This window comes from Sinorhizobium prairiense (assembly GCF_029201645.2).
GTDB lineage: Bacteria > Pseudomonadota > Alphaproteobacteria > Rhizobiales > Rhizobiaceae > Sinorhizobium > Sinorhizobium meliloti_A.
Genome location: NZ_CP104131.1, coordinates 2,482,216 through 2,497,774 on the forward strand (window position 1 = coordinate 2,482,216; position 15,559 = coordinate 2,497,774).

Annotated in this window: 15 protein-coding genes; all 15 read right to left on the reverse strand. The window is 62.5% G+C overall.

Annotated elements, in window-relative coordinates:
* Nucleotides 1–218 precede the first annotated feature (218 nt).
* Nucleotides 219–782, reverse strand: coding sequence for a transglycosylase SLT domain-containing protein (locus N0Q91_RS14640; protein WP_033047239.1), 564 nt, complete (start codon nucleotides 780–782; stop codon nucleotides 219–221).
* Nucleotides 721–2,160 carry a flagellar hook-length control protein FliK gene (locus tag N0Q91_RS14645; protein ID WP_275596761.1) on the reverse strand — a complete coding sequence of 480 codons (1,440 nt, stop codon included), beginning with the start codon at nucleotides 2,158–2,160 and terminating at the stop codon, nucleotides 721–723. The genes N0Q91_RS14640 and N0Q91_RS14645 overlap by 62 nt, the downstream gene beginning before the upstream one ends.
* Nucleotides 2,157–3,476, reverse strand: a complete 1,320-nt coding sequence (motC, locus tag N0Q91_RS14650; RefSeq protein ID WP_275596762.1) for a chemotaxis protein MotC — start codon at nucleotides 3,474–3,476, stop codon at nucleotides 2,157–2,159. Before motC ends, N0Q91_RS14645 begins: the two co-directional genes overlap by 4 nt.
* A 3-nt stretch (nucleotides 3,477–3,479) precedes the next feature.
* The gene (locus N0Q91_RS14655) at nucleotides 3,480–4,658 is read right to left on the reverse strand and encodes a flagellar motor protein MotB (protein ID WP_275596763.1); all 1,179 of its coding nucleotides are present in this window, start codon (nucleotides 4,656–4,658) and stop codon (nucleotides 3,480–3,482) included.
* On the reverse strand, nucleotides 4,655–5,302 hold the full coding sequence (locus N0Q91_RS14660) for a hypothetical protein (RefSeq protein ID WP_275596764.1): 648 nt from the start codon (nucleotides 5,300–5,302) through the stop codon (nucleotides 4,655–4,657). The genes N0Q91_RS14655 and N0Q91_RS14660 overlap by 4 nt, the downstream gene beginning before the upstream one ends.
* Nucleotides 5,303–5,656: 354 nt before the next feature.
* Complete coding sequence (locus N0Q91_RS14665; RefSeq protein ID WP_275596765.1) at nucleotides 5,657–6,622, reverse strand: flagellin N-terminal helical domain-containing protein; 966 nt, start codon at nucleotides 6,620–6,622, stop codon at nucleotides 5,657–5,659.
* 317 nt (nucleotides 6,623–6,939) lie between these two features.
* Entirely contained in the window at nucleotides 6,940–8,127 is a 1,188-nt protein-coding gene (locus N0Q91_RS14670) for a flagellin N-terminal helical domain-containing protein (protein ID WP_100669577.1), read from the reverse strand.
* A 266-nt stretch (nucleotides 8,128–8,393) separates the two neighbouring features.
* Complete coding sequence (locus N0Q91_RS14675; RefSeq protein WP_100669579.1) at nucleotides 8,394–9,608, reverse strand: flagellin N-terminal helical domain-containing protein; 1,215 nt, start codon at nucleotides 9,606–9,608, stop codon at nucleotides 8,394–8,396.
* Nucleotides 9,609–9,945: 337 nt separating this feature from the next.
* Entirely contained in the window at nucleotides 9,946–11,160 is a 1,215-nt protein-coding gene (locus N0Q91_RS14680; protein WP_275596766.1) for a flagellin N-terminal helical domain-containing protein, read from the reverse strand.
* Nucleotides 11,161–11,441: 281 nt separating this feature from the next.
* Nucleotides 11,442–12,179, reverse strand: coding sequence for a flagellar type III secretion system pore protein FliP (gene fliP, locus N0Q91_RS14685; protein WP_018094231.1), 738 nt, complete (start codon nucleotides 12,177–12,179; stop codon nucleotides 11,442–11,444).
* 7 nt (nucleotides 12,180–12,186) lie between these two features.
* Nucleotides 12,187–12,678: a flagellar basal body-associated FliL family protein gene (locus N0Q91_RS14690; protein ID WP_275596767.1), complete on the reverse strand. Its 492-nt coding sequence runs from the start codon at nucleotides 12,676–12,678 to the stop codon at nucleotides 12,187–12,189.
* A 16-nt stretch (nucleotides 12,679–12,694) separates the two neighbouring features.
* A complete protein-coding gene (flgH, locus tag N0Q91_RS14695) occupies nucleotides 12,695–13,405 on the reverse strand; it encodes a flagellar basal body L-ring protein FlgH (protein WP_003529888.1) in 711 nt (236 codons plus the stop codon).
* On the reverse strand, nucleotides 13,402–13,941 hold the full coding sequence (locus N0Q91_RS14700) for a MotE family protein (RefSeq protein WP_275596768.1): 540 nt from the start codon (nucleotides 13,939–13,941) through the stop codon (nucleotides 13,402–13,404). The genes flgH and N0Q91_RS14700 overlap by 4 nt, the downstream gene beginning before the upstream one ends.
* A complete protein-coding gene (locus N0Q91_RS14705; RefSeq protein WP_100669587.1) occupies nucleotides 13,938–15,053 on the reverse strand; it encodes a flagellar basal body P-ring protein FlgI in 1,116 nt (371 codons plus the stop codon). Before N0Q91_RS14705 ends, N0Q91_RS14700 begins: the two co-directional genes overlap by 4 nt.
* Complete coding sequence (gene flgA, locus N0Q91_RS14710; RefSeq protein WP_275596769.1) at nucleotides 15,050–15,559, reverse strand: flagellar basal body P-ring formation chaperone FlgA; 510 nt, start codon at nucleotides 15,557–15,559, stop codon at nucleotides 15,050–15,052. The genes N0Q91_RS14705 and flgA overlap by 4 nt, the downstream gene beginning before the upstream one ends.

The window sequence follows — 15,559 nt, forward strand, 5'->3', positions numbered from 1 at the left end:
GGAAGTTCGCGAACAACTAGAGGAAGTTAATGGGGGATTTTAATAGTTGATTAAGAATTCCGTGCCGATTTGGCCTATATCTAGTAGGTGATCGTTAACCTTACCACTAACATGATGTTGAAAAGTTAACGCGATATGCTGAAATCGCTTGCGATCACAATCTGTCCGCATTGTCGCCACAATGAGGCAGCGGCTGCGACAATGCAACCGTAAGTCGGTTATCGGCAAAACTGCTGCGCGTTCGGCGTCCACTTGCCATACCCGGTCGCGACCAGGTTTGCGATGACGCGGCAGACGTATTTTTTCTGCGCCGGGTCGTTGTTGGGGCCGGCGTGATAGCGAGCGACCGCCATCGTCCAACTCTCGTGCCGGGCGCGCAGATTGGACAGGAAGCGGGCGGCATATTCGACATTCCTGCGCGGATCGAGCATCTCCTCGGGAGAGCTGAAATGCTCGCCGTGAAAGTGATAGTTGATCTGCATGCAGCCGAGATCGATGAGCTTGGCGCCCTCGGCACGCGCCGCGCCGAAACGTGTGAGAACATCCTGGACGCTTGCCCCGAAATAGGCCTTGCCTTCGATGTTCATCGCATAGGGCTGCAGGGACCCTTTGCGGCCCGTCTCGGTCAATCCGACGGAATATAAGATCCCGGTCGGCACGCCGTATTTGGAGGCCGCGGACGCGATCTCGCGTTCGCACACGCCTGCGCTCGCAAGGGCGCTACATGTAGACGTGGCCAGAGCGAGAACGCTCGGCACCGTCAACCATATCGTCCGTAGCATCATTGCCCGCCCACCTTTCCGCCGCCGCCCGGCCGCCATCCCGCGGCTGACGCCCCTGTCCATCATCACCTGCCCGCTCACGGCCCTCGTAGCCGAGCTGTGACTGAGCCTGGGCCTGAGACTGGGACTGGCCACCGCCGCCATTTGCGGAATCTCCGCCGCCGTTGAAGACGATGTTCACCTGGTCGACCGCAAATCCTTGCGCCCGCAGGGCCTTCACCAATTCGCTCTGGTCGTCGCTGAGCTGGCGGAAGGCCTCACCGGTTTCGACCTTCAGATCGACCTGAAGCTCGTCGTCCTTCAGTCTCAGCGTCGCCGTCACCATGCCGAGGTCGACCGGGTGCATCTGGATCTTCAGCGTATTGAGCGTCTTGCCGGCCTGGCTCCAGGCTTCGGGCTTCGTCGTCGCGGCGCTCGATTGCAATGCCTCGGCCCATCCGCTATCGCCGGCGATCGCGCTCGTCACCGACGTAGCGTTCTCGTTGAGCGCAAGGCCGAGATAGCGGCGCGCCTCCAGAACGGTCACGGTTTCCACTCCGGATTTGACCGACGATCGGCTGTTCTCCACGACTGCCCGCTCGCCATCCCGCGAAATGCTCATGGAAACGGCTTGCCCCTTGCCGTCGGCACGGGCGAAGCGGAAAAGCCGGTCCGGCTCGCCGTCGCCGTTCACCTCCCCGATCTGCGGATGCTCGCCGTCCGCCACTTCCGGCGATATGCCGCCTACCGTCTTTGCCAGACCGTCCAAGCCTTCGCGAACCGCCGGGGCGGGCTTTGGCCTGCCTTCCGGCTGCGAAGCCGCGGCCGCCGCCGGTGCGGCGCCGGCGAGCATCGACAGGAGATCGGAGACGGTTCCGCTGGCAGGGTCGCCGTTCTCCCCGCCTTCCCTCGCCATTACGACCGACGCTTCATCAACGGTCTCGCGCGAGGTCTGCACCGATCCACGCGAGCGGATCACCGCCCGCTCCGCCGGCTGGTCGATTTCCTCTTGGGCACCTTCACGTTCCCGCGACAGATGCGGCGTGCCGGCAGGGTGGCCGTGCTGCGATGATTTCGTCGCCTGACCCGGTGTCACGATCGCGCGCCCGGAGGCGGGCCGAGCGTCGGGCGCCGCAGCATCCGCCATGAATGCCGGATCATCCGCGCCAAAGCCGTCCATCTTCGTCACAGCCGAGGCGTTGCCGCCGTTCGCGACGGGATCCCGTCGCGCGTCATCGGCAGATGCCTGGCCGGCTTGCCCCTGCGTCCTGCGGCGGCCTGCATCGGCGATCGCCTCGCCAAAGGCCCCCGGTTCGGCCTCCGGCTGACCCCGAACACTCAGCGACTGTGCCGGCCTGTTGGCGGCGGGCGCGCGCAAACTCTCGTCAAGAGGCCTCATTGTCCTTCCCTCTTCAGCAGCGCATCGATCTCGTCGATCTTCGAACGACCGCTGGCCAGAAAGCCTTCGAGCACCGGATCGCCTGGAGCGGCGATATCGGCTTCGGCCGTCCCGGCCTCGGCCGGCATCTCGGTTGGCCTGTCGGACGACCCCTCGAAAGGCTGCCCGAAGGGACTCATGCCGCTTCCGCTTTCCTCCGCAACCAGCTCGCTTTGCTCCCCGGCCGGTCTTTCCGCTATAGGCCCGGGTGCTTGCGCCGGGCTTTCTCCCAATGGTGGCCGGACCACCGCATCGGCAACGGCCTTGGCCGCCTCGCGCAGGGCGCGGTCGCGCGGGGACAGCTTTTCGTCGGGGATCGCTTCAAGGGCTTCGGCGGCCGAAAAGACATCGGCGGACGGCACGGCGGCCAGCCCCTCGTAGAAACTCGCAAGCACCTGCGATCGGGAACTGTCATCCCCTGCCAGTTCCTCGGCGCGCCTGGAGGCCAGCCGCGCCAGGGCCTGGTTGCCGGCAATCGCGGCGCGGCGCGCCACCCGCAGATAGACCTCGCGCTGGCGCGCACTGTCCATGAAGGAGAGTACCTCCGAGACGCGCCCATCGGCCGCCTCGTCGAAATGGGCGACCGCCAGCTCGACGAAGACATCGGCAAACTGGCTCGCATAGGGTGAGGTCAGATAGCGCCGCGCGTAGTTCAGCGCATAGCGAAAGCCCTTCTCCGGAAGGCCGGCCCGCGCCGCCAGCGAGACCGAACGGCGAAGGGCAGCCTCCTCGATGATGGTGCCCGGTGCCGTCAGGCGCGCCCAATCGTAATGTTTCATCGCCTCGACCGGATCCTGCTGCGACATGGCGTTGCCAAGGATCAGGAACAGATACGGACCGATGCGTGAATTCTTGTATTCCGGGGCGGCCTTGGTGAGATTCTCGACGATCAGAGGGCCCTTGCCGTTCAGATAGTGCCTGAGCGCATCGGTCACCCGCGAGTCGAAATTGCCCTCGATGTCGCGGTCTGCCAGAAGGTCGAGCGTCGCCGGATTGCCGCCGCTCATGACATAGACGAGAGCCGCGTCGACATTGCGCGGATTGCGAAACGCCGAAGGATCGGCGGCCCTCAGCCGCTCGTCGATCGCGCCGAGCATGAAGCGCTGCATCTCGATCGCCGAATGGTCGCCGAGCACCACCGAATCCTGCACATATTGCAGCGACCTTATCATCTTGTAAGGCGTGAGCTCCTCATTCCCGCTCGCGCGGGCAGGGCCAAGCGCGAGGGGAGCGGCAAGGGCCGATGCCGCAAGAACGATGCAGAGCCGCTTCAGCATTTCTCAGCCCTGGCCCGACTGCAGCAGGATTTCGATCCGCCGGTTCGCAGGCGCATAGGGATCGTTCGGCACCTGGAGCCGGCGGTCGGCAAAGCCGCTGATCTGCTTCACGCGCTCTTCCTTCAGGCCGCCGCGCACCAGCATGTAATAGGCGCTCTGGGCACGTGCCGCCGAAAGGCGCCAATTATCGTAGGTGCCATCCTTGAACGGCCGCCCGTCGGTATGGCCGCGAACGGCCACAGCGCCCGGTCGCTCGGCAAGCAGCCTGCCGATCTTTTCCATCGCGAGCACCAGTTCCTTTTGCGGCACGGCGGACCCGACCGCGAACATCGGCGTATCCGTCTGCTCGCTGATCGTCACCAGCAGGCCGCCCTCGGCCGGGGTTACGGCGAGGCTTTCGAGAAGCCGCCCGGCATCGCCCCCGAGTTCCTTTTCGATTTCAGCCTTCAGGGCTTCGGCTTCCTTCTGCGGATTTTCAGCCGGGGCTTGGTTCTCGGGTGCATCCGCGGCCTTTGCGCCCTCCGCGCTGTCCGGCGCTTTCGGCCCGGAGGCGGCTTCGGGGGTGCTGAGTGCCGCTGACGCCATGTCGCTTTCGGCCGTGTTGCCGGCGTCCTTCACTTCCACCTGCTTGGTCCAGAAGTCCGGGTCGAAGGGATCGCGATAGGCTTCGCCCCCGGCGGCTCCGGTTGACGGCCCGGACTGGGCCGCCCCGCCGTCGCCCTTGACGCTGATATTCGCCTCGTGGCCCACTTCGCGGGCGATCTCGGACAGGACCGAGTAAGGATTTTCGAAGAAATCGGCATCCGAATATTTGGTCTCTTCGCCCGAGGTCGCCGTCAGCTGATCGCCGGTCTTGGCCGAACCGCCCGACTTGGCCTGTTCGCCGTCGACCTTGGAGCGCTGCTGCGTCTGTTCGCCCTGCGCATCCTTGGCAGGATCCTTGAGGCCCTTCTCCGCCGGCTTCTGATCGGTCAACTGCACCGGATTGAAATAGGCGGCGATCGCCGCCTTGGTCTCCTCGTTCGCGGCGTTGATCAGCCACATGACGAGGAAGAAGGCCATCATCGCGGTCATGAAGTCGGCATAGGCGATCTTCCACCCGCCGCCGTGATGGCCGTCGTGGCTCTCTGCCGAACGCCGGACGATGATGATTTCGTTCTTGCCGTTGCTCTCGTCGTTCATGCCAGAACCTTGCGAACAGTATCGGACCACGCGGCCATTCGCGTCACCAGTATCGCCTCGCCCATTTCGACGGTCAGGTCGACATCATCGCTTTCGACGTGACGGAACGCGGTCGCTTCGGGCAGCAGGGCCTTCAACGTCTCGAAAAGCGCAAGCGGGCCCCGCACCGTGATCGCGATCCCTTCACCGGCAGCGAGGCCGTGCCGGACCATGCCGGCCAGGTTCTCGACCGCGCGCTTGGCGAGCGCCTCGTCCATGACCGGAGCGAGGACGCGCGCCGCCTGGTCGCCGAGCGCGAGCGCCAGCCGATCCGCCATTTCGCCGAAACCAGCGGCGATCCTGGCGGCTGCCTGTTCCTCGAGGCGCTGCTTCAGGGCGTCGATCTCTTCTGCGTGGCGCGCCTTGAGATCGGCGATCTCTTTCTGATGTTCGAGAGCGAGTTCGGCGCTGGCCTCGGCACGTCCCTGTGCAAATGCTTCGCTGCGCTCGGCGTCGATATCGATCTCGGGCATGACCGGCTCCGCCCATGCACGGTTCTGCGAAAGGTCGGTGTCGAGATCCGGAAAATATCTCGGCGTTACCCGCGTCAGCTCGATCTTCGGCGGGCTGAAATCCTTGAGATAGCGGGACAGCGACGCGCTCATCGGCACGCCTCCCGGCTCACCTCGGCGAAGGCCGATATTGCCAGCCGCATCTGCGAAGGCTCGCTTGCGGCCCGGAAATCCATAGAGCCCGACACGTCTTGACCGTCTCCTTAGGCCCGTTCGCCCGAATAGCGACGGACCGGCATTCTTGATTCTGCAGCGGTTCGCGGAAGGCGAAGCGCGATGCAAGCGGCAGCCGGAGTGGTTTCCGGCCGGCAATTTCCAACATGACTGCGAAGGAAGGCTATCCGGTCAAACTTGTGCGAAGGTGTTGGACCGCGCCAGGGCAATAGCGCGGTCCAACCTTTCTCCGACCGATGCCGATGACCGGCGGCACGGCGGAAAGCGATGTCGTTACTCCTGGAACAGGCGGAGAATGTTCTCGGAGGTGGTGTTCGCGATCGAGAGCGACTGGATGCCGAGCTGCTGCTGCGTCTGCAGCGCCTTCAGCCGTGTCGATTCCTCGTTCATGTCGGCATCGACGAGACGCCCGACGCCCTTGTCGATCACATCCATCAGATTGGCGACGAAGCTTTCCTGCATCTCGATGCGGCTGGTGATGGCGCCAAGCGTGGCGGCGGAGTCGGTCAGCTGGCTGATGAGCTCGTCGACGACGCTGATCATGTCGCCCAATTGCGCACCGGTCGTTGCGTTGTCGATCTCGATCTCGGTCGCGCCCGCGGGAGCTGCACCTGCATCGATGAGATAGTAGTTGCGCGCCGTGCCGGTCGGAGTGGATTGAAGCGCGTCCGCATTCACCGCCTTGGTGAGCATGCCGCGCGCAGGATCGGTGACGTCGATCAGGACGGATTTGGCGGTGTCGTAATTGAGCGTCGAGACCGTAACGCTGCCGTCGGCGCTGCGGTTGAAGGAGGCGACGATGGATTTGGTGCCCAGTGCTGCTGAAGCACCGTTATAGAGCCAGTTCTCGCCGGAAAAGGAGGCGGACTGCGCGGCCGAGTTCAACTGGCTCTTGAGCTCGGCCACTTCCTTGTTGATCTTATCCCTGTCGACGCCCGGCTCGCTTGCCGCGACGAGCTTGGCTTTGATCTCGGTCATCACGTCGATGACCGTATCCATCGCCGAGTAGAAGGTATCGACCTTGGCGGCGCCGAGGCCCAAGGCGTCGTGGACCGTCGACAACGCGGCATTGTCCGATCGCATCGTGGTCGCGATGGACCAGTAGGCGGCGTTGTCCGCCGCGGTTTCGACTCGGTAGCCGGAGGAGATGCGGCCCTGAGTCGTCTCGAGATTATGGTTGATCGCGCGCAATGTCTGCAACGCCGCCATGGCGGCGGGGTTGGTCATGATGCTGGTCATTGGTGGTCACCCTGGGGCTGTGCTGCCCTGGTTGGGGAAATCGGACCATTCCGGAAAGCCGGCAACGACGGTGAGGCGTCATGCGCGCTGACACCTTTTTGCCCTGGGTGACAGACCGCCGTTCTTAACGAACCATTAACGAGGATGGTTAAGAAAAGGTTAACGGCGTTAACGAACCAATAACAAACATGAAGGATTCATTAATCCGGCAAGTCTGGCGCAAGGTCGCCGCCAAAATGCAAAAACCGCGGCCCTTTGCGAGCCGCGGTTTTTCTCCTTCAGAGCGGGACGAAGCCGCCCCCTAGCCGGGGCGCCGCTTACTGACGGAAGAGTTGGAGGATGTTTTCCGAATTGGTGTTGGCGATGGAGAGCGACTGGATCGCGAGCTGCTGCTGTGTCTGCAGCGCTTTCAGCCTGGTCGACTCCTCGTTCATGTCGGCATCGACAAGGCGGCCGATGCCCGAATCGATCGAGTCGGTGAGCTTCGATACGAACTCTTCCTGCATGCCGATGCGCATGGAAATCGAGCCCAGCGCCGATGTGGCGCTGATCAGATCCTCGAGCGCTTCATCGACGCCCCTGATCAGCGCATCGAGGTTTGCTGCCTGCGCGGCGTTGGTGATGTCGATATTCTCGATCGAGGCAGGTGCAGGTGCGCTGGTAACCGGCCCCGCCAACGTGTCTACGACCCAGGAATCGGCGGTAATGGGAGCTGCAGCGGTCGTCACGGCAGCGACTTCCTGACCCGGCGCGGCGGACGATGCAACTGCTTCGACCCAAACGCCCTCTACCTTGACATAGTTCACACCTCCGGCAAGGGCGTAGTTGCCCTGGAATACCGCGCCGCCGGCGATGAGGTCGTCGACCGTGTAGGCCGCAACCGTATGTTCGGCGACGACGCCGCCTATGTTGATCGAAAGCGTTACGCTGGACTCGGAGACATCGTAAACCTTGTCCAGAATCCCGTTGTTGCCAACGGTATCGAAGAGAACGGAGCTGCCGTCGAGAACATAGTCGATCGTCTTTACGGACACGACGCCCGAGGAATCGCGGACGAAGGACCCGACTACGCTCTTCGTCACAGGCGTGGTGATATCCGCCTGGAGCCAGTTTTCGCCGCTGAAGGAAGCGGCCGTCGCAATGCTCGTCAGCTGTTGCTTGAGCTGTTCGATCTCTTCCTGGATCTTGGCCTTGTCGACGCCGTCTTCGGTCGCAGCGACGAGCTTGGCGCGAATTTCCTTCACCACCTCGACGGCATTCTCCATCCCGGCATAGGCCGTGTCGACCTTGGCCGCACCGAGACCCAGGGCATCCTGAACGGCGGAAAGCGCCATGTTGTCCGATCGCATCGTGGTCGCGATCGACCAATAGGCGGCGTTATCGGACGCCGTGCCGACGCGGAGACCGGAGGAAACGCGAGCCTGCGTTTCCTCCATATTGGAGTCGATACCGCGGAGCGTCTGGAGTGCAGCCATCGCTGCAACATTGGTGAGAATGCTGGTCATTACGGGCCCCTTTGAATGGCTAGTTGGAAAGGGACATCCCGGCCACCCGGGGGAACGAACGCGAGGCATCATGCCGTTAACCGCTTCTTCGTCTTGGTTAACCGTTCGTTGCGTTGAGCCCACTTAGCGCGGTTATGGTTAACAAAGGTTAAACGCGCTTATTCGCCGAGGAAACGAAGAAAGGGGCCACGCTCGATGAGCGTGGCCCCTTTGAAGTTTCGGTCAGGGTGCGGTCGCTCAGTTCGCGACCGCCTTTCCGTGTCGGATTAGCGGAAGAGCGTAAGGACGTTTTCCGAAGCCGAGTTGGCGATCGACAACGACTGGATGGCGAGCTGCTGCTGAGTCTGCAGAGCCTTCAGGCGGGTCGATTCTTCGTTCATGTCCGCGTCGACGAGACGGCCGACGCCCGAGTCGATCGAGTCCGAGAGCTTGTTGACGAAATCGCTCTGCAGGTCGATGCGCATGGCGATCGAGCCAAGATCGGCGGCCGCGCTGGTCATATCCGACAGCGCCTCATCGACGGCGGAGATCATGGCGGCGAGCTGGGCATCGTCCAGACCTGTGATATCAAGATCCTTGATAGACTGCGGCGCATCGACATCGGTAGCCGGGTCATTGGTCGTATCGACACCGTAGTAGACTGCGGTACCATCGTAATGCAAGGCTTCCTGGCCGGTGCCGGTGACATCCGCTGCGAGAACCCAGGTATCATCATTGACCTGGACGAAAAACTCGCCCGTGTTAACCTGACCAGCCGTAGCGGTTGCTTCTGCAAGCTGTGTCGTTTCACCGCTGGCGGTAGTGTTGGTCGTGAACGTTGCCCCGGCGGCGATCAGCTCGTCGATCGTGTAAGCTGCAACAGTAACTTCTTCCTTCACGCCGTCGGTGTTGACGGTGACAGTCACGCTCTTCTGCGAAACGTCATAGACCTTGTCGAGAATGCCGGTGTTGTTGCCGGCCGCATCGAACAGAACGGAGTTGGTGTCAAGGTTGTAGCCAACCTTTTTGACCGAGACGGCGCCGGTATCGTCGCGGACGAACGAAGCGACCACGTTCACGGTCGTACCAACTTCAGCCTTCAACCAGTTTTCGCCCGAGAAGGACGCTGCGTCGGCGATGCTCGTCAGCTGATCCTTGAGCTGATCGAGTTCTTCCTGGATCTTGGCCTTGTCGACGCCCTCTTCGGTGGCGGCTACGAGCTTCGCCTTGATTTCCTTGACGACTTCGATGGCCGATTCCATACCGGAGTAAGCGGTATCGACCTTGGCAGCACCGAGGCCGAGCGCGTCCTGAACGGCCGAAAGGGCCATGTTGTCGGAGCGCATGGTGGTCGCGATCGACCAGTAGGCGGCGTTGTCAGCGGCTTGTCCGACGCGCAGACCGGAGGAGACATGCGCCTGCGTCTCTTCCATGTTGGAGCCGATGGTACGCAGAGTCTGGAGAGCGGCCATGGCCGCAATGTTGGTGAGAATGCTCGTCATGGTTTAGTGCCCCTTGATGGCTGATGAGAAGGGACATTCCGGTTCCACCGGCGAAAGACGGTCAACGTCATGCTTGCTAACCAGCTGTTATCGCTGGGGTTAGCCCGTCCTTTCGATGAGGTTAGATAATACCGGCTTGGTTAATGAAGCACTAAGGAGCAACAATTCCAAAAACTTTTTCAACCTCTGCGCGCACGCGCGTGCCATAGGATGTTTAAGAAAAAGTGAAATGCCGATGGCCATGGAAGAAAGCAAAAAACCGCGCCCGGTTTCCGTGGCGCGGTTCGAATGAGCCGGACGCAGGCACAAGTAGCCTGCATCCAGCTATTGATGTCCCTTAGCGGAAGAGCGACAGGACGTTCTGCGAGTCCGAGTTGGCGATCGACAGGGCCTGGATGGCGAGTTGCTGCTGAGTCTGCAGAGCCTTCAGGCGGGTCGATTCTTCGTTCATGTCCGCGTCGACGAGACGGCCGACGCCCGAGTCGATCGAGTCCGAGAGCTTGTTGACGAAATCGCTCTGCATGTCGATACGCGAGGAGATCGAACCAAGCGAGGCGGCCGCGCTGGTCATATCCGACAGCGCCTCATCGACGGCGGAGATCATGTTGTCAAGCTGAGTGGCGTCCAGACCTGTGATATCAAGATCCTTGATAGACTGCGGCGCATCGACATCGGTAGCCGGGTCATTGGTCGTATCGACACCGTAGTAGACTGCGGTACCATCGTAATGCAAGGCTTCCTGGCCGGTGCCGGTGACATCCGCTGCGAGAACCCAGGTATCATCATTGACCTGGACGAAAAACTCGCCCGTGTTAACCTGACCAGCCGTAGCGGTTGCTTCTGCAAGCTGTGTCGTTTCACCGCTGGCGGTAGTGTTGGTCGTGAACGTTGCCCCGGCGGCGATCAGCTCGTCGATCGTGTAAGCTGCAACAGTAACTTCTTCCTTCACGCCGTCGGTGTTGACGGTGACAGTCACGCTCTTCTGCGAAACGTCATAGACCTTGTCGAGAATGCCGGTGTTGTTGCCGGCCGCATCGAACAGAACGGAGTTGGTGTCAAGGTTGTAGCCAACCTTTTTGACCGAGACGGCGCCGGTATCGTCGCGGACGAACGAAGCGACCACGTTCACGGTCGTACCAACTTCAGCCTTCAACCAGTTTTCGCCCGAGAAGGACGCTGCGTCGGCGATGCTCGTCAGCTGATCCTTGAGCTGATCGAGTTCTTCCTGGATCTTGGCCTTGTCGACGCCCTCTTCGGTGGCAGCTACGAGCTTCGCCTTGATTTCCTTGACGACTTCGATGGCCGATTCCATACCGGAGTAAGCGGTATCGACCTTGGCAGCACCGAGGCCGAGCGCGTCCTGAACGGCCGAAAGGGCCATGTTGTCGGAGCGCATGGTGGTCGCGATCGACCAGTAGGCGGCGTTGTCGGAGGCCGAGCCGACGCGGAGGCCGGAGGAGATGCGGCTCTGCGTGTCTTCCATGCTGGAGGAGATCGAGCGCAGCGTCGAAAGCGCGGCCATTGCGGAGTTGTTGGTGAGAATGCTGGTCATATTCGTTGTCCCTACGAAATACTGATTGGGGGACATACCGGACTTAAAAACGCTACCGGTCCCGACGGTCCGGCATCATGCCACTCGGCTCCGCTCAACTCGTGATGGATACCAAACCCGTCGTGTGAGGACGAAATTCGCAGCCATTCATTGCCAACTGTTTAACCGGAGAAGACTTCATCCGGCCTCGGCGAAAGCGTGGTTAATCGCCTGTAAAATCCTATGCTTAACGGAGTCTTGTAGAGGCAAGCTACCCGAGGGCGCGCGCCGTCTGCGCCACATCAGATAAACGAGCGCACCAGGCTGCCGACGAGCAGGTTCCAGCCGTCGATCAGCACGAAGAACAGGATCTTGAAGGGCAGCGAAATCGCCGTCGGGGGAAGCATCATCATGCCCATCGCCATGGTGATGGTCGCGACGATCAGGTCGATCACGAGGAAGGGCAGCATGATCAGGAAGCCGATCTCGAAACCGCGGCGGATCTCCGAGATCATGAAGGCCGGCACGACGGCGCGCAGGTCCACCTTCTCGTCGACGACGACGGTCTGGCCCTTCTCCCGAGCGATGTCGATGAAGAGCTGCAGATCCTTGTCGCGGGTGTTGGCCAGCATGAATTCGCGGAAGGGCTCCGACATCCGCTGCATCGCCTCCGTCTCGGAGATCTCGTTCTTCAGGAGCGGATCGATGCCGTCGCTCCAGGCGCGGTCGAAGGTGGGCGCCATGACATAGAAGGTCATGAACAGGGCGAGCGACACCATGATCATGTTGGAGGGCGTCGTGGCGAGCCCCATCCCTGAGCGCAGGATCGCGAAGGCGATGACGAAGCGCGGGAAGCTCGTCACCATGATCAGGATACCCGGGGCCACCGAAAGGACGGTCAGGAGGCCGAAGGTGCGGATGATCCACGAGGCGACGGAGCCATCGACCGGCGTGTTCAGGATATCGGCGGGGAAGCTCTGAGCCCCGGCAATTCCCGACATCGCCATCATGGCGATTATGAAGGTGGCAAACCGGAGCATCAGCGAATCATTGGATGACGAAGGTGCGGAACATCACATTCGTTACGCGGCCCTCGGAGCGCAGGTCAACCCGCTCCTGGATGTCATCCCGGAGATATTGAAAGCCGCGCGGCCCCTGGATCTGCTGCAGCGACACGGTCTTCAGATAGGCTGCAATGTCCTGGTGTATCGTCTCCGCCAGCGCAACGTCGGGAGCGCCATCGAACTGGAGCGCGACCTCCAGGCGAACCCAGTTTTCTGCCGGATAGGCAAGGTTCGTCGTAATGGGATCGAGCTGCACGATGCCGTGTGCCACCGCGGCGATTTTCGGTATGTCCTCCTCGCCGGTCGCGTTGGCGGGAAGCTCGGCCGGGATTTCCGTCTTCTCGGACGGCGGCGGCGCGAGCAGCATGCCTGCAAGCCAGCCGCCGCCGCTGGCGACGAGCGTCAGCACCGCCACCGCCGCGATGGTCGTCAGCCGCGAGGGGACCTTCGTTTCTTTGCTCTCGATTTCTTCCATTTGTACTTCCGGCCGATCAGAGGGGCGAGACGAGATCGACGAGCTGCTGACCCCACGGCGGCTGCTGGACCTCCGTCAGGCGGCCGCGGCCGCCATAGGAGATGCGCGCCTCGGCGATGCGGTCGTAGGAAATGACGTTGTCGGCGTCCACGTCGCGCGGTCGGACGATGCCTGCGACATTGAGGATGCGCAGCTCGTGGTTGACGCGCACTTCCTGGGAGCCGCTGATCAGCAGGTTGCCGTTTTCGAGGACGCCGGTCACGACCGCGGCGACCAGCAACCTGAGCTTCTCCGAACGCTCGGTCTTGCCGTCGCCTTCGGTCTTGGTGTTGGAGCCGTATTCGAGATCGCCCGACCAGGCGAAGTCGCTCGTCTGGGACTGCCCGCTGGCGCCGAGATTGAAGCCGCTCGAATTCTTGCGGCTGCGGTCCGTCTCGTTTTCGAAGGAGGCCTTGTCGTCGATACGGATGTCGACCGTCAGAATGTCGCCGATATTGATCGCGCGCGCATCCTTGAAGAGGGCCGCCTGCTGGTCGTTCCACAGGGAGTAGCCGTTGGTGACGTGGCGCGGCTGCTTCGGATACATGGCTAGCTGCGGCGTCTGCGTATATTGCAGGCCGCTGCCGATCGGGCTCATGGCCGGCGCCCGCCCTATCTCGTTGAAGGCCTGATTCTGGCAACCCGCCAGGAGCCCTGCGGCCAGTACGGCCGTGATGCGCGTTCTCATGATGGCTCCTTGGAGGTATTGGGGTCGCTCGCGCTCGAAATGATGTTGGTCAGCACCGCTGCCCTTTCGTCGCTCATCTCGCTCAGGATCAGCGACGACTGGCGTGGCGGCAGCCGCATGACGATCGCCGCCGCGATCTCGGCACGCACCATTTCGAGCTTGCCGGCGGCGGCATCCGGCTTCATCGTCTTGTAGATGTCGACGAGGCCGAGCTCCGCCTGTTTGAGGAAATCGTTGCGGCGCTTAAGCCAGTCCTCGTATTCCGCCCGGCGCGCCTCCAGCGTCGCAATCCGTTCGTCGACATTCGCCTTCAGCTTCTCCAGATCCTGGCGCTGCAAAACGTAGCGCTGGTCGCGCGCGGCGTCGGCGATATTGGTGCAGAACTTTTCGATTTCGCTCGCGGTCGCGCTGTCGGCCGGCGGCGACGTGACGTCCTGCGCGAAAGCACCGGGCATCGAAAGCATGAGCGCGGCGGCGACCGAGCCCAGGAGAACGCGGCGTGCCTGGCCGAAAAGACGATCGAAGTTTCCGGTCATTGCAGAACAAGCTCCGCCTGTAGGGCTCCCGCCGATTTGATGCTCTGGAGGATCGCGATGATCCCATCCGGCTTGACGCCGATGCTGTTCAGGCCCGCGACGAGCGAACGCAGGCTGGAGCCGTTGAGGATGGCGACCGTGCCGCCGTCGGCCTGCGCTTCGATCGTGGTGTTGGGCTCGTAGGCCGTCTGACCGCGCGAGAACGGCTCCGGCTGGACGATCGTCGGCGTCTCGCTGACCTGCACCGTCAGCGTACCGTAGCTGACGGCCACTTCGGCGACGCGGACGTCCTGGCCGATGACGATCGTGCCGGTGCGCTCGTTGATGACCACCCGGGCCGGCGCGTCGGTCTCGATCACCAGGTTTTCCACGTCGGCCATCAGGCGCGCGAGATCTGCCATCTTCGGCTTCTGGACCAGGACGGACTGCGAGTCCAAGGCCTCGGCGATGCGGCCGCCAAATTGGGCCGCGGCATATTTGTTGATCGCCGCGGCCATCCCGACGGCGGTGGAAAAGTCCGGGTTGCGCAGCTGCAGCACCAGATTGAAGCCGTCCTTGAATTTCGACGGCAGTTCCCGCTCGATGATGGCGCCGTTCGGGACACGTCCCGCCGTGGTCACGCCCTGGCTCAATTGGGCGGCTTCACCTTGCGCGTTGAAACCGCTGACGACCACCGAGCCCTGCGCCACGGCGTAGATCTGGCCGTCGGCGCCCGAAAGCGAGGTCATGACCAGCGTCCCGCCGCGCAGCGAAGTCGCATCGCCCAGGGAACCGACGGTCACGTCGAGCCGACTGCCGGGGCTCGCGAAGGGCGGGAGCGTGGCGGTGACGAGCACCGCGGCGACGTTGCGCGTGCGCGAGTCCCCGCCCTGCGTGGAAATGCCGAGGTTCTGCAGCATGGCGCGGATCGACTGATCCGTGAATGGAGACGAGCGCAGGCTGTCACCGGTGCCCTGCAGGCCCACCACCAGGCCGTAGCCAATGAGCTGGTTGTCCCTGCCCGACTGCAGGGACGCGACGTCCTTGATCCGCGAGGCCGCATAGGCAGAGGTCAAGCTCGTGGCGAAGACCACCGCGAGCGTCAGCAGCCACTTGCATGCATTGATGTTCATTTCGCCACCACATGGATCGTGCTGTCCGCCATCACCGTCCCGGAGACGATCACGCCCGTATCGACGTTGCGCACGCGGATCAGATCGCCGACCGCGGCATCCTGCAGCGGCGAGCCGGCGGCCGTTATTGTCAGACCGCCATTGTTGAAGACGAGACGAACGGTGGAGCCGCGCTCGACCGCATATTGCTCGCGCAACGCCGAGGCCAGGATGACCCGCCCGGGAAGAAGGGTCCGCTTGGTCACCATGCCGTCGACCTCGTCGATCGAGCGCACATAGCCGTCGCGCAGGTCCGGGTTGGTCACGTCGACCACCTCCAGCATGCTCGCATCGAGCTTTTCGCCGGGATAGATCGTCTGCTTCGGAATGACGGCCGTCGGCGGCTCGGCAAGAGCTGCGGCCGGCGAAAGCAGGCAACCCGCCATTGCGGCAAACAGAACGGCACGCGCCGGCTGCGCGAGGCCGCCTGAAATTGCTTTTCCTCCGGGGGATCGGCGAAACATCAT